16 protein-coding genes are annotated in these 14,169 nt (G+C 43.8%); 8 read left to right on the top strand and 8 right to left on the bottom strand.

Features of this window, described 5'->3' with window-relative positions; all coding sequences use genetic code 11:
- Positions 1-215: 215 nt before the first annotated feature.
- The gene (locus QH73_RS02075; protein WP_039715036.1) at positions 216-809 is read left to right on the top strand and encodes a MarC family protein; all 594 of its coding nucleotides are present in this window, start codon (positions 216-218) and stop codon (positions 807-809) included.
- 84 nt (positions 810-893) lie between these two features.
- On the opposite strand, the gene QH73_RS29300 is transcribed toward QH73_RS02075, so the two are convergent.
- Together QH73_RS29300 and QH73_RS02065 are read right to left on the bottom strand one after the other, a co-directional pair.
- Positions 894-1,082: a pentapeptide repeat-containing protein gene (locus tag QH73_RS29300; RefSeq protein ID WP_132866752.1), complete on the bottom strand. Its 189-nt coding sequence runs from the start codon at positions 1,080-1,082 to the stop codon at positions 894-896.
- Positions 1,069-2,619 carry an NACHT domain-containing protein gene (locus QH73_RS02065; protein WP_132866490.1) on the bottom strand — a complete coding sequence of 517 codons (1,551 nt, stop codon included), beginning with the start codon at positions 2,617-2,619 and terminating at the stop codon, positions 1,069-1,071. Before QH73_RS02065 ends, QH73_RS29300 begins: the two co-directional genes overlap by 14 nt.
- 311 nt (positions 2,620-2,930) lie before the next feature.
- Here QH73_RS02065 and QH73_RS02060 point away from each other — a divergent pair, with 311 nt between their 5' ends.
- The 5 genes from QH73_RS02060 to asnB all read left to right on the top strand — a co-directional run bounded on the left by QH73_RS02060 (position 2,931) and on the right by asnB (position 8,280).
- Entirely contained in the window at positions 2,931-4,139 is a 1,209-nt protein-coding gene (locus tag QH73_RS02060) for an FAD-dependent monooxygenase (protein ID WP_039715035.1), read from the top strand.
- A 12-nt stretch (positions 4,140-4,151) separates the two neighbouring features.
- Positions 4,152-4,949, top strand: coding sequence for an aspartate/glutamate racemase family protein (locus tag QH73_RS02055; RefSeq protein ID WP_052289961.1), 798 nt, complete (start codon positions 4,152-4,154; stop codon positions 4,947-4,949).
- A 71-nt stretch (positions 4,950-5,020) separates the two neighbouring features.
- A complete protein-coding gene (locus QH73_RS02050) occupies positions 5,021-5,989 on the top strand; it encodes an ABC transporter ATP-binding protein (protein ID WP_052289960.1) in 969 nt (322 codons plus the stop codon).
- Entirely contained in the window at positions 5,967-6,161 is a 195-nt protein-coding gene (locus tag QH73_RS02045) for a hypothetical protein (RefSeq protein ID WP_132866487.1), read from the top strand. The genes QH73_RS02050 and QH73_RS02045 overlap by 23 nt, the downstream gene beginning before the upstream one ends.
- Before the next feature lie 52 nt (positions 6,162-6,213).
- Entirely contained in the window at positions 6,214-8,280 is a 2,067-nt protein-coding gene (gene asnB, locus QH73_RS02040; RefSeq protein ID WP_201277924.1) for an asparagine synthase (glutamine-hydrolyzing), read from the top strand.
- A gap of 59 nt (positions 8,281-8,339) precedes the next feature.
- Here asnB and QH73_RS02035 read toward each other — a convergent pair whose 3' ends face one another.
- Positions 8,340-9,767, bottom strand: a complete 1,428-nt coding sequence (locus QH73_RS02035) for a slr1306 family protein (RefSeq protein ID WP_132866484.1) — start codon at positions 9,765-9,767, stop codon at positions 8,340-8,342.
- 51 nt (positions 9,768-9,818) lie between these two features.
- Here QH73_RS02035 and QH73_RS02030 point away from each other — a divergent pair, with 51 nt between their 5' ends.
- Both QH73_RS02030 and QH73_RS02025 read left to right on the top strand, forming a co-directional pair.
- The gene (locus QH73_RS02030; protein WP_165587601.1) at positions 9,819-9,986 is read left to right on the top strand and encodes a hypothetical protein; all 168 of its coding nucleotides are present in this window, start codon (positions 9,819-9,821) and stop codon (positions 9,984-9,986) included.
- On the top strand, positions 9,955-10,212 hold the full coding sequence (locus QH73_RS02025; protein ID WP_052289959.1) for a VOC family protein: 258 nt from the start codon (positions 9,955-9,957) through the stop codon (positions 10,210-10,212). Before QH73_RS02030 ends, QH73_RS02025 begins: the two co-directional genes overlap by 32 nt.
- Positions 10,213-10,407: 195 nt before the next feature.
- Here the strand turns inward: QH73_RS02025 and QH73_RS02020 are convergent, their stop codons facing one another.
- From QH73_RS02020 to yqeK, 5 genes are all read right to left on the bottom strand, one after another.
- A complete protein-coding gene (locus tag QH73_RS02020) occupies positions 10,408-10,935 on the bottom strand; it encodes a group I intron-associated PD-(D/E)XK endonuclease (protein ID WP_052289958.1) in 528 nt (175 codons plus the stop codon).
- Between the two features lie 455 nt (positions 10,936-11,390).
- Positions 11,391-12,344 carry an asparaginase gene (locus QH73_RS02015; RefSeq protein WP_015152486.1) on the bottom strand — a complete coding sequence of 318 codons (954 nt, stop codon included), beginning with the start codon at positions 12,342-12,344 and terminating at the stop codon, positions 11,391-11,393.
- Between the two features lie 118 nt (positions 12,345-12,462).
- Positions 12,463-12,963, bottom strand: coding sequence for a CGLD27 family protein (locus tag QH73_RS02010; protein WP_039715032.1), 501 nt, complete (start codon positions 12,961-12,963; stop codon positions 12,463-12,465).
- Positions 12,960-13,412: a ribosome silencing factor gene (gene rsfS, locus QH73_RS02005; protein ID WP_039715031.1), complete on the bottom strand. Its 453-nt coding sequence runs from the start codon at positions 13,410-13,412 to the stop codon at positions 12,960-12,962. The genes QH73_RS02010 and rsfS overlap by 4 nt, the downstream gene beginning before the upstream one ends.
- Before the next feature lie 112 nt (positions 13,413-13,524).
- Entirely contained in the window at positions 13,525-14,160 is a 636-nt protein-coding gene (gene yqeK, locus QH73_RS02000; protein ID WP_052289957.1) for a bis(5'-nucleosyl)-tetraphosphatase (symmetrical) YqeK, read from the bottom strand.
- Positions 14,161-14,169 lie beyond the last annotated feature (9 nt).

Raw genomic sequence — 14,169 nt, 5'->3', positions numbered from 1 at the left:
TTCAATTATCAGTTATCAGTTATCAGTTATCAGTCACTCGAAGTATTACACTGGCTTTGATTAAGATTATCTTTAATCGCTATGAAAGTGTTAAAATTTCTACCGAACTCAAAAAATTTGTATTGGCGATCGCTACCTTCGATAATTGGTGGTTGTACATAGGTCACATGTAATCTCCGTACACTGTAACTGATAACTGATAACTGATAACTGATGTGGATATTTCTGTATTTATTAAAACTTTTGTAGCTGTATTCGTGCTAGCGGATGCTTTGGGTAATGCACCTGTGTTTCTGATCTTAACTAAAGGAATGGAACCAGAGCAAAGAAATAGCGTGATAGATCGGGCGAGTTTGGTTGCAACCGGGGTATTGCTGGCGTTTGCTTTTGGTGGTCAATGGATTTTAAGATACTTGGAGATTAGTCTGGGTTCCCTGCGGGTAGCTGGTGGATTGTTGCTGCTGTTGATCGCGTTGAAAATGCTCGATGGAGACATAGACACGCCAACGGTAGACCAGCAAAGGGATGTAGCGATTACTCCCCTTGCCTTACCACTTTTAGCAGGACCAGGAACGATTACAACTGTGATGTTATTAATGTCTGATTCTCCCAACGCTCATATTAGCGTGGTGGTAGGAGTTGTTGCCGCGATGTTCGTGACGTGGTTAATCGTGCGTCAGTCAGCATTCGTAGATAAATGGATTGGTGCAGAAGGTGAGGTGATTATAACTCAACTTCTAGGCTTTTTGTTGGCAGCTTTAGCAATTGAGATTGGCAGTACGGGGATCAAGGAGTTGTTTTTGAGTTGAGGGAGGAAGAATTTTTTTTGTTTCACGCCAAGACGCTAAGGCGCTAAGGAAGAAAGAGAAGGATAATCTTATCTCAACCAGACTCTACTCTAATCCCAATTGTTGTTTTAATGTTTCTGGTATATTAATCGCTGTTTCTAACCCAAGAATATTCTCCCACTTTGTATTCTTATCCCAGTAAATATCCGTTAAGTTTGCACCACAGAAGTTAGTATTGCTTAAATCTGCGCCAGCGAAGTCTACATATCTGAGATCCGTGTTAGTGACGAAGATCGGAACGTTGTTTTTTTAGTATCCACTCTAATGCTTGTTGATAAATCAAAATTTTTGCATTTGTATCGGTTGCTTGCCCAAATTTATTAATATCTAATGTATTATCTCGATGCATGGCTGTCAGCATATATAACAGCAATGGCTCTTTTGCTAATTCTTGTATTTGATGAGGACAGCACTGCTCATTTTGGATAAATTTTTGAAACTCTTTAGTTTTATCCGTGTTAAAATGCTTCTGCCAGTTGGTAAACCACTGATTTTGTAAATCAACATCTAGTTCCCTAATTTCTACCCGTTCTAGATTATGTGGTAGGCGGTCGATTCCATGTAAAGCCATTGCTCTACCTGTAATTATTATGCGATGCTTATTGACGTAATCAAGCTGAAATCCACCAACTTGTTTGAGGAATCTTTCTATAGTTTGGTTATTACTACGTTCAATACGTAACTCATCAAACCCATCCAAAATAAATATAAACCTGGTATAATCATCAGTAAGCCCATTATTATTTTGAGCAAAATCTGTTTTTATTCTTGAGCGTAAAGTTTCTTCTAAACTAAGCTGAAATTCATCAATATCCCGTAAACGAATCAAAACTGGTGTCCACATGGGATGTAAATGTTGTCTTACCCAGTCAGTAAACGTCCGGCAAAACACACTTTTACCTCGTCCTGGTCCTGCTTGAATAAAAATAACCTGCGTTAATTTATTTAAATCGCGATCGACAACAAGATTTTTTACCCAAGTTTCTAAATCAACTGATTCTTTTGATTCATCAATTTTGTTGTTAGAATCTACTCTTCTTGCTTTGAGCGGTACATAAATATCTTTAAAAGTAAATTTTTCATTAAAAATAGTTTCGTTTGGTTTTGAAGCAACTTCTTCTTTCAGATATCGCTCTATACTGTTATATTTTTTTAGTAATTCTACCGCTTGAGAAGAGTATAGTAAATCTAATCTGGCATTAGTAAAGTTATCTCTTCCTCCGATCGCCTCAAAAAAGTATAATCTACTGTTGTAAGCAACTCGCTCTGTAAATACCGAGATCTCATCTTGGTTGAGTCTAGATGCTTGCAAGCGAGTAGATAGAACTTGATTAAAGACTTTACATAATTCTGAAGTAGGAAAAGATATAAATGCTTGTTTAGGTGCTTTGTTATCTAATTCAAATTCTTCTAGTTTTTGTAAAGAGACTACTAACTCGTGAGAAGAAGAGACAGCATCAAGGTTAGCTAACTTGCTTTTATATTCCGGTAAATTTCTAATTTCCTTAAAACTCTCCCAATATGCTGCTTGGCTAATCAAGGCTACACAATCTTCAAAAGTGGGATCTTGCTGTGTTTTCTCACGATAAAATCGCAAAAATGTAATTGCAATTGATATGAATGGTAATCCCGCTCCAACCATTTGAATTTCTGGCGAACATAACAGAGCTAATAATGATTGAGAATGCTCTATTAAAGGCTTCAATATTACAAGACTTTTACCTTGTTCTTGAAGAGTTTTTCCCAATTCCAATACTGCCGTACCGGACACAGCATCTGAGGCTATAGCCTCAGATGAGAGTAATTCTCTAATAGGCGTGGTTAATGTTTTCCAGAATCGAAAAATATATGATAGCTTTTAACTAGCTTAAGATGACACTTAGTTACTTAAATCCCATTACTGTTTCTGCCATATCATTGCCTGTAACAGCAAGACGAGAGATATCATACAAACAATACGTCTCACTCCCAGAGGCACTATAGCCGTTCTAAATCAATTGCGATCGCACTCATTTAATAATAGGTAGCAGGGAAGAAGAGGAGTCGGGAAAGAACTACCAACTACCAACACACCACTCACAAATGACCAATGACCATCAAATTGTAATTGTTGGAGCAGGACCCACTGGCGCAACGCTGGCACTACTGCTAGTGAAGCGCGGCATAACAGTCAAGCTGGTTGAAGCATCTCGTAACTTTCGCCGAGCTTTTCGCGGTGAAGGGCTAATGCCTAGCGGATTAGATGCTTTGGAGCAAATGGGCTTATCCTCTATGCTAGAACGCATTCCGCATCAAACTTTAGATGCATGGGAATTTTTAATTGAGGGGCGATCGCTATTTCGAGTTGACGAACCAATAGAACCAAGTGGTAAGCGTTGTACTCTTGTTTCACAGCCAGCTCTACTCGAAGCCCTCATCGAAGAGGCAAGCACCTATACTAATTTTGAGTTCGTGCAAAATGCTCCCGTACAAGATTTGCTGTGGAGAGATGAACGAATTTCTGGCGTGAAGTTGGGGAGCGGCGAAATTTATGCTGATTTAGTTGTTGCTGCTGATGGTCGTAATTCTATTGTGCGGCAACGAGCCAATTTGTCTTTAGAGCAAAAGTCTCAAAGCTTCGATATTCTTTGGTTTAAATTAGCAGATAGTCCGCGTTTTGAGTCGGAAAATATCTTTTATTCAATCTTGCAAGGTCATCATGCATTTGGTTTATTTCGTTCTTCAGAAGGGAATTTACAATTAGGTTGGGCGCTGCGCGAACATGATTCTATCAACTGGAAGCAAGTTGATGATTGGTCTGAAATCCTTGCTTCTGCTTCACCCCCTTGGTTAGCAGAGCATTTCCGTCAAAATGCCAAAACGATCGATCGCCCCGTTTTATTATCTGTTGTAGTTGGTCGCTGTTTGCACTGGTACGCGCCAGGTTTACTATTGTTAGGCGATGCAGCTCATCCGATGTCGCCCATCCGCGCTCAAGGTATCAATATGGCTTTGCGGGATATCATTGTTGCGGCAAATCATTTAGTTCCCTTGTTACGTGAAGCAGCAGAACATACGGCAATTGATGCAACATTGCCAAAGATTCAAGCCGAACGGGAGCCGGAGATTATTCGCGTGCAGCAACTTCAAGGTCAGGAAGCGGCTCAGGCTGACTTACTAGAGAAAAGTGCATTTGTAAGATGGGGAGCCAGTCAGCTAGCTCCATTGTTGCGCTACCCCGTGCGTCAGTCTTGGATTGCGCGACAGCGCCAGTTACGCCAAGGGGTAACGCGGGTAGAATTAACTGTTTAAGGTGATGTAATCATGAATCGCGCACAGCAGCCACACGCAGTCATTCCCATGAAAACTATCGGTATCCTGGGTGGAATGAGCAGTCAGGCAACAGCCGAATATTATCGCTTAATTAATGCCGGAATCAATCAAGTGCGTGGTGGTTGGAATGCCGCTGAATTGCTAATCTCTAGCGTGAACTTTGCCAATATTGAAGCTTTCGTGCGGCGCGAACAATGGGACGATGCAGCAAACTATCTGGTTGATAAAGCACTTGGTCTAGAACGAGGTGGTGCTGATTTTATCGTCATGGCTACGAATACTCTACATCGAGTTGCACCACAAATTGAAGCCGCGATCGCGATTCCCTTAATTCATATTGTCGATGTCACTGCAGCTGCAATTAAACAGCAAGGTATTACAAGAGTTGGCATACTTGGTACTAAGCCTGTAATGCAAGCAGATTTTTATCGCGATCGCTTCAAATTACATGGTATTGAATTGATTGCACCGAGCGATCGCCAATGTCAAATTATCGATACTATTATCTTTGACGAACTGGTTCATCGCATTATTCAGGATGAATCGCGCCAAATATATATCGAAATTATGCAAGATCTAGGCGATCGAGGCGCTCAAGGTATGGTGCTAGGATGTACGGAAATTGCATTATTAGTCAAACCAGCAGATTTTCCCAATTTACCGTTGTTTGACACCACTGCCTTACATTGCCAAAAAGCAGTGAATTTGGCATTAGAAATCGAACCCATTTCAGACATTGTAGGGGCGGGTTCACCCGAAATCTCTACAAATAACAAAGTGACTTGGTAAACCCGCCCTACAGAATATCCGCGTACAAAACCCATTGAAATAGTTGTTTAGTAGCCACCGCAGGAAAACCGATGGTGCAATCTCAAACCAGTAGGAATCAAACCGATAGAAAAAGCGCGACGTTACGCAAAATTCGCGATTTACAAGTTTATTTTCCAATTCACAAAGGTATTCTCCAAAAACAAGTCGGTTGGATCAAAGCTGTAGATAAATTAAATTTTGATATTAAACGAGGGGAAACTTTAGGACTTGTCGGAGAGTCTGGCTGTGGCAAAAGCACGACTGGGAGAGCAATTTTACAACTGATTCCTCCTACCCACGGTCAAGTTTACTTTGAAGATACGGAGCTAACGCAACTTACAGGAGAATCACTGCGCCAAATTCGGCAGCAGATGCAAATGATTTTCCAAGATCCTTACGCATCACTCAATCCTCGCATGACAGTGGGCGATATTGTTAGCGAACCGCTAGAAATTTTTGGATTAGCTACGGGACGAGATAAACAACAGCAAGTCATCCATTTATTAGAAATGCTGGGTTTAACTCCAGAATTTATCCATCGCTACTCGCATGAATTTTCAGGTGGACAACGCCAGCGAATAGTCATTGCCCGCGCTTTAGCCGTGCGTCCCGATTTTATTATCTGTGACGAACCGATCGCGACGCTTGATGTTTCCATTCAAGCCCAAATCGTCAACCTAATGCAATCTCTGCAATCAGAATTAGGGTTAACTTATTTATTTATTGCCCATGACTTAAGCGTTGTCCGCCATATATCCGATCGCATTGCCCTCTACGAAAATCCCTTACACCCGTACACTCACGCCTTACTCTCAGCCATCCCAATTCCCGATCCGCAAATCGAAGCAAAACGCGATCGCATTGTCCTGCAAGGCGACGTTCCCAGTCCCACAAATCCGCCTTCTGGCTGTCGCTTTCACACCCGTTGTCCCATAGCTATAGATGTATGTTCTCAGCAGGAACCAGAATTTCGAGACGCAGGCGGCGGACATTACGTTGCTTGTCATCTTGTGGAATAGGGAGTCGGGAGTCGCTCGTCGGGAGTCGGGAATGAAGCATAGGAGCAACAACTGTCAACCGTCAACCGTCAACTGTCAACATGTGCCTGTAGCGAAGCGTTTACCATCAACCGTCAACTGTCAACTGTCAACCAACAACTACCAACTACCAAATTCCATTCCTGTTCCCTAAGATACATTACAGGCGATCGCTCGAAACTTAAGATATCCCAAGACTCATTTGAGTGCAGTATACGGAGTACAGGAGACAAGCCATGTGTGGCATTGGTGGCGTAATGAATCGCGATCCGTCCCGTCCGATCGATCCAAACGTTTTGGTAGCGATGGCTGCAATTCAAAGTCATCGCGGTCCCGATGGATGCGGTTGGAAAGTGGTAGAAGATCGCGGCGTTGGCTTTGCCCATGCTCGTCTTGCTATTATTGACCTCAACCCCGAACGCGGACGACAGCCTTTTGTCTCGGCTGACGGTCAGCATACAATCGTCCACAATGGCGAGTTTTACGATTACAAGCGCCTGCGTTCCGACCTCACTTCACGCGGCTATCGCTTTGCCACTAAGAGCGATACAGAATTAACACTACACTTAGCAGATAGATATGGATTAGAAGGTGCGTTACCGCATCTGCGCGGCGAGTTTGCTTTTGCATTTTACGAAAAAGCAGCAGATCGGCTGACATTGGTACGCGATCGCTTTGGGGTAAAACCTTTATACTGGGCGCAGACACCGGAAAGTTTTGTCTTTGGTTCGGAAATTAAAGTCGTCTTCGCACACCCAGACGTGCAGCGTCAGATTTCTTCTCAAGGTTTGTATCACCAATTGATGCAATTAATGGTTCCTGGTACGAGTGCGTTTGCAGGAGTTCACGCCGTTCAACCAGGACAAATGGTAATTGTAGAGCGCCAAAACGGACAGTTAAGGGTGCAGACTAAAACCTATTGGGATTTGAATTTCCCCTTGTTGAGCGATCGCGCCTCTTCGCAACCAGACGAATTTTACATCGAAGAACTGCGTCGCTACTTTATCGAATCAATCCAATTAAAACTAGAAGCAGACGTACCCGTAGCTTGCTATCTTTCCGGTGGAATTGACTCTTGTACGATTTTGGGAGTCGCCGCCGCGTGTCAACAGTCACCCGTAAAAGCATTTACAGTTGGTTTTGACGATCGCGATTACGACGAAACGGCAATTTCGCAAGAAATGGCGCAGGCTGTAGGAGCCGACCAAGATATCGTTACAGTACAAGGTGGACAACTCTACGAGCATTTTGCCCGTGCGATCTGGCATACCGAACGCAGTATCTACAATACGTTTACAATTGCCAAGATGCTGCTGAGCGAACACGTCCACAATGCAGGCTATCGCGTTGTTTTAACGGGAGAAGGTTCGGACGAATTATTCGCTGGCTATCCCCAACTGCGACTCGATATGATTTTGCACGGAATGCAAGATGCATCTCCCGCCGAAAGAGCAGATTTAGAAGACTGGTTGCAGGCGAGCAATCGTATATTTAAGGGTAATTTGCTAGCAGAAACACCTTTAGACGATCCCTCACTGACAGATGCAATTGGTTTTACACCTAGCTGTCTTCAGTCGTGGTTAACTGCGGCTCATTCTGTCCCCAGTTTAATGCACTCAGACCGACGTGCCGCAACTCGCGATTATTCCCCAGGAGCCGCGATCGCCTCTGTCCTCGATCGCAGTCAAATTCAGGGTCGTCACCCCCTTGACAAAGTGCAATATATCTGGATTAAAACTCAGTTCGAGTCGCAAGTCTTAGGTTGGGCAGGCGATCGCGTTGATATGGCAAACTCAATGGAAGCGCGTCCGCCATTCCTCGACCATCATTTAGTCGAATTTGCCGTGACGTTACCCCCACTGATGCGTTTTCGGGGGCGCAAAGATAAATTCGTCTTGCGCGAAGCTATGCGTGGACTGTTACCCAAAGGCCTTTACGAACGCCAAAAGTTTGCATTCATGGCTCCCCCAGCGCATACGGATGTAGCCAAACAAAAAGCCATGCGATCGCTAGCCGATGATTATTTATCCCAACAGGCGATCGAAGCAGCGGGATTATTAGATAATGCAGCCGTGCAACAAGTTTTACAACAGCACGCCGACAGCAACACATCCGATTCAGAGCGGACAAAACTAGATGCAATTATCAACCACATGCTGAGCGTGCAAATGCTTCACCAACATTTTGTAGCAAAAGACGTACCAAAACAAGCCCGCGATCGCGCTAGGGAATTGGGTTGGCAAGTGCAGCAACCAACGCTAGCAAATGCATAAACATATAGGGGCGCACAGCTGTGCGCCCCTACAGATCGTGTATTAAATGAACAAATCTGTCAGGATTGATTCAATTGCGGTTGAGGTGGTAACAACCGTCCCAAACCTTGTTTAACAAATCCTTGCAAGAAAGCCACCTGCTGATTTTGTTGGAAGACATTTTGTAAAGTCTGTCCCAACTTATCCAAATTCAATCCTGACGCTGAATCGATCGCCTCTTCTTGTTGTTGGAAGTATTCGATCAGACTACAGCCAGCTAAGCGAGTTAAATAGGCGGCGCTAACTCCTTGCACGGCTCCACCTGCAACAAAGGTGACAGCATTAGTTTTTAAAACTGTACTAATAGCTTTAGTAGAAAGTTCCACCAAGCCTAGTTTCAACATCAAACTCCCCATCGTTCCCGCTACAGTTTGCGCTTGCTCAAACGAGAATTTTTGCTGGTAGACTGCGCCTAATTCCATCACCAACTGAGCGTTAATTGCTGCGGTTGCGAGTAAATCTAAAGCTGGAACTGGGTTAGCAAAAGCAGCGGCGGCGGCGATCCACTGATATTGTTCTACAACTGGGAGAGCGCGATCACGTCTAATTCGATCTAGAATAACTTTTCCTTCTGCTTTCAATTCTTTAGCTTGGCGTTTGGTAGTTGCCCATACGAGCTGTGGCGCTTCTTGCTGGAGAATATATTCTAGACGTTGTGTCAGAGAAGAAATTTCCGGTAAACGCTGTTCTAGCCATTCCTCTACCGCACCATCAGTTTGATGCTGGCGTACTTTCAACGGATTAGGTGCAGATGCGATCGCCACAACATCTTCTGCTGCTAGCATCGGCTGCATCTTTTGCCCAAGCGAGTATAAAACAACAGCGCGATCGTCTGGGAGATATTGGTCTTGTTTATTAAATACCAAAACTAGGCGCTGATGGGCTGCCAATAGTTGTTGTAAAGTTTGATATTCTGAATCAGTTAAATCTCCAGCAGTCACAAATAAAATTAGATCGGATGCGATCGCACTTTGCAAAGCTGCTGTATCTGTCTGTTCGACTTCGCTAAATAAAGCTGCTGTCTCGCTAATACACAGTTTTCGCTCTTGGGGTTGTGTTTCTAAAACTTGTAATAATGTCGTCTTTCCGACAGACTTACCACCAGTAATAGCTAAGTTAATTTCTTGGCGATCGATCTGCGCCTCTAACTTGGTGATTTTTTCCCGTAATTCTGGAGTAGGATGATTTTCTGTTTCCAGTCGATCCACTACTACTTGTACTTGAGCGATCGCTTTTTCTACCGCTTCTCGATTGACAGGTAGATCTTGCACCTGCTGTTTAGGGCGATATTTCCCAAATAACCACAGGCAAAAGATAATAGCGATCGCACCCATCAAGCTAAACTCACCCAGATGCGCTAAAGATTCTTGCCACCCTTGCAAAAACCACAGCGCAAAGGCTAAACCAACACCACCGATTAAAATTGGACGCTGCAACATACCAGCCACACTCGCAACATCTCTAGTCTAATGATTTCCCACTATAAAATAGCACTCTAAATGGCTCTGGACGTGCTGAGTTTACTATACTTTGCGATCGGTCGAGTGCCAGCTACTGGTTACCTGCGATACTTGACTGCATGGAGCAAACGTACTAGTCTTGCCTCAGTCATTCTTTCAGTGAGGAGCAAAAGTATTGAAATTCTCCTACACGATTCTCTATGTTAAGGATGTTACCCATGCTGTTGCATTTTACGAACGTGCCTTCAATTTAAAGCAACGATTTATTCATGAAAGCGGACAATATGCTGAGATGGAAACGGGAGGAACGACACTTGCTTTTGCTTCTAACGAACTAGCGCGATCGAATTTTCCTCAAGGATTTCAAGAGAACAATTACATCTCCGACTTCATTTATTTTATCCCTGAAGTCTTTTGGAACTGGGCATTTTAGTTCTGAATTTTTCTTTGACTCTTTAGATTCTTTAGCCATAAACTATTTCCTTCGTAAAGGTTTACTTTATTTAGTAATCCCTTTATAACAAAAGAACTCATAGCTAGAGTATAAAGCTATTGCAAATATGAATTTATTATAAATATTTACTCCGAAAACTCAATTAGGTGTTTTTGGCACGATTAATATATCCTTTCATAGAAAAATTTCATTAGTGGGAACTCCAAATGGCGCTATCTCACTAACAACAGCTTCCTCACCTGAGATAGGAGATTGCGCATCAGCTTCATATTGCAAAACTTTCTGTAATATTAACTTCCAAGCATCGCGATAATTTGTAGAACGAGGTTTTCTCTGTCGTTTCTCAGCTTCAACTAAATGGATTTCGCTGCCATATCCAATAAATATATCTACTGGAAAGACATAAAACAGGTCAAGGTTTTCTATATAGGCTAGAGCAAAATCAAAGTCTGATTGCTTGTACGCTTCTCTAAGCATCAGTCTTCGATTTGTCTTTGTCCGACGATTATCTACAACGTAATTGCCTGAAGGCGTGTCAAACCAGGCATATTTAACTTGAATTTTAATCAAAACTCCACTAACATCAAACACTAGATCGTATGGCAACCGATCGCCAATAGGTTTTAAAACTCCCCAGCCTCGTTTTAAAGCATGAAAAACTGCTGCTTGTTCTGCTATGTCTCCTTTTAGCTTGGTATCCATTTAAATAATTTCTAGCTGCTCCAACAGCATAAAACAAAACCCTGCAACTTCTTATATTGCAGGGTTTTATCTTTTAATTTGGTGGCGGGAAGTGGATTTGAACCACTGACCTTCGGGTTATGCTTACCATCTACAGCTTTCGCTGCCTAAGTTAACTAACTTTGAGTTAACCAGTTTGTGGTCTGGACTGTCCCTTCATCCTCGACTTAACGTTAGGATGCCTGCCTTCCAGTCTCTACACCTTCTCTCTTGCGAGAGCTTGGTTCGGGATTACCGCGCTAAAGGTTTCCCCGAATTTGACAGGTAAACGCACGCAAATTTCTTTACGTACCGCCCATAACAAGGTTAACTCCTAAGCACTTAATTAACCTTGCCTGTTGAGCCCGACGAGCTACCAGGCTGCTCTATCCCGCGTCAACTTTTCTAGTATAACCATAAGTTTTGGTAATTTGCAACTATAACAGCGACAATTCTCCTAAAACTTCTAAGCGCTTGAATTTACCAAACTCCATAAAGCTTTCAGCGAGAGTTTCTGCGGCTGAGGGACTGAGCCAACCCATTTGCTTGAGCAAGTGAATTGCTACAGCGTGTTTAGCGCGTTTAGAGCCATCAATCGCCTTGATTGCCAATCCCATGCCCTCGCCGACTCTACCAATACACTGCACGCCTTCTGCACCCGCCTTACTGACGAGTTCCCCTTGCGTCAGACGCATAATTTCCGTGTCGAATTCTCCTTCCCCTGCAATTAAGGTGGGATGATAGGTCATAGCACGGACGATCCGTTCCAGATCCAAGCTGCTACCAGAAGCAAGCTGGGCGTATAAAGCTGCCATTTGTCCCAACTGCATGAAATAGGTAGGCGCACCGCAATCATCGTGAGCGCAAATAAACTCTTCGGCTGGCATCCGTAGCATTTCAGCTACTTTAGTTAGAATTAACTGCTGTACGGGATGGTTGCGTTGGAGATAGCTATTGAGCGCCCAGCGGCGTTGCTGGCATACCGCTAACATTCCCGCATGTTTGCCAGAACAATTGTATTCTAGGGGGCTGCGCTTGCCCGCAGGTGTGGGACATTGCAATGCCGAGGGATCGATATCTGCTCGCCAAAGAATATTAAAGACTTGTCGCACTTGGGCGATCGCGGCTTTGTGCGAACTACAAATAATCGCTAAATCTCTATCTGTGAGATTGTAGCGTTCTAAAGTGCCTGTTGTTGTCACGCCTAGTGCTTGAAATGGCTTGAGAGCAGAACGCACGAAAGTTGCTGTTTCCGCATTGCCAGCCACAGATAAAACCCGTCCTCGGTTGTCACATACAACTGCTTGGACGTGATGGATCGATTCAACGATTCCTTCCCGCAGCAACCGGACTTCCAGTTCTGCGGCTTGAGTTCTTTTTCCCCTTGTCATGGGTTAGAATGTATCACCTTTTTGGAGTTTGGTAGTTGGTAGTTGGTATTGGTATGTGGTGCGTGATGTTTTTACTTACGACTTACGACTTACGACTTACCAATTACCCATTACCGATTTATAAAAAATACCAGATTAAGCCCCCAGACAGGAGAAAGAAACCCAGCCACGCAAAAGTGCGGCGGAGTCTTTGCAGGATTGGTTTAACTTGGTAGCTGACAATGAGCCGATCGCGGGTCAGAATTTCTAGTGGTTTCGTCCAGTTTTGACCGTCGTACCAACCTGTTTCCTCATAAAAGATCGTCTGATTCATCAGGCGATCGCGCACGTAAGACCAACCGAGGTACATACGGGCAACTGCTAAGATTACCCCCAGACTCGCACCGAGCGTGCCGCATAGCAAGAATTGCGTTGCGTGTTTGATGGGTGGAAAACTAGCAGCGGCAATCGGTCCCGCCACTATCCACGACCAACCCCAAACCCACAGTAGTTTGCCAACGTACTGCCGTAATTCTAAAGTGGCAGTCCGAAAAAAAACGGATGATTTGAGCTGTTCGTACTCGTTGAGCGGTTGTTGTTCGTCAGGAACTGGACAGACAGAAACAGGTGATTCCATCATTTTGTTATTCTCCCATCGCCGCTGGCGGTTGGAAAATCGATCCGTTCGGCATGACCCCAGAATGCTTCTAAATTATAAAACTCTCGTTCGCTGGGCATCATAATATGAACCAAGACATCGCCATAGTCTTGTAACACCCAAGTTCCTTCATTCTTGCCTTCCGTCCGCAGTAGCTTTCTGTGCCATTCTTTGACAACTTTATCCTCAATTGCATCTGCGATCGCCCTTACCTGTACCCTAGAATATCCAGTGACGATCGCGAAGTAATCGGCTAAGTAAGAAACATCAGCGACATGCAACAGGACAATATCGCCTGCTTTGCGATCGGCAGCAGCCTCTGCAATTGCCAAGGCTAATCCCCGACTCTCATCGGCATGAGTAGCACTGACTTTACTAGAGTTCAGAAAAGCGGACTGAGAGATTGAATTTGCTTGGGTATATTCAGACATTAAACCTCATTTTTCGAGCTATGTTTTACAAATCAATTATCTAAAACAAAAGAGCAACTATGCTCATAATAATTGTCAAATGTACAACTTCAGACAGAGCGAAACTATTTCTTCATTTAAGCATGTGCGGAGAGTGGTGCTTGCTTTTTACCCAGTTCAGAAACCAATTTCGAGTCGCGATCGTGCGGGGATGAATTAAACAATGAGTCTCTATTAAAAATTTTAAAGAATAATCGCAGGTACGCCAAACAGCTTGAGATAAATTTTGATAACTCATCTGTCGTAAAGCTTTTAACTCAGGGGTATCGCCTCTACCTGGCTCAATGCTATCCGCTAAAAACACGATACAGCTCAATTCCGTCATTTCTGGTCTGCCCAAAGTATGATTGGCGATCCCCTGCAATACTTCTTCATCTTGCACCCCAAAAGTATCTCTCGCGACAATCGCGCTGACATCAGCATGTAACAAGTGAGGATGCAATTCCATCACGGGATCGATCTCTAACCCTTCAGCACGCGCCATTTCCAGCAGCTTAGCGGGCTTAAAATATTTTGCCAAGTCGTGCATTAGCCCCGACATCGCCGCCTTCTCCACATTTTGACGGTGATGCTCAGCCAATTCTACCGCCATCTGCTCTACCCTAAGAATATGGTCGATGCGGGACTGCGGTACGTGTTCTGACAGCCAGCTTAAAACCCGTTCGCGCTTTACTGTAGTGTACTCCGAGCTATGGTTGAGATCTAACACAATAAGAGA

Source organism: Scytonema millei VB511283 (assembly GCF_000817735.3).
GTDB classification, from domain to species: domain Bacteria; phylum Cyanobacteriota; class Cyanobacteriia; order Cyanobacteriales; family Chroococcidiopsidaceae; genus Chroococcidiopsis; species Chroococcidiopsis millei_B.
This window is presented reverse-complemented; position numbering and strand designations above follow the sequence as displayed.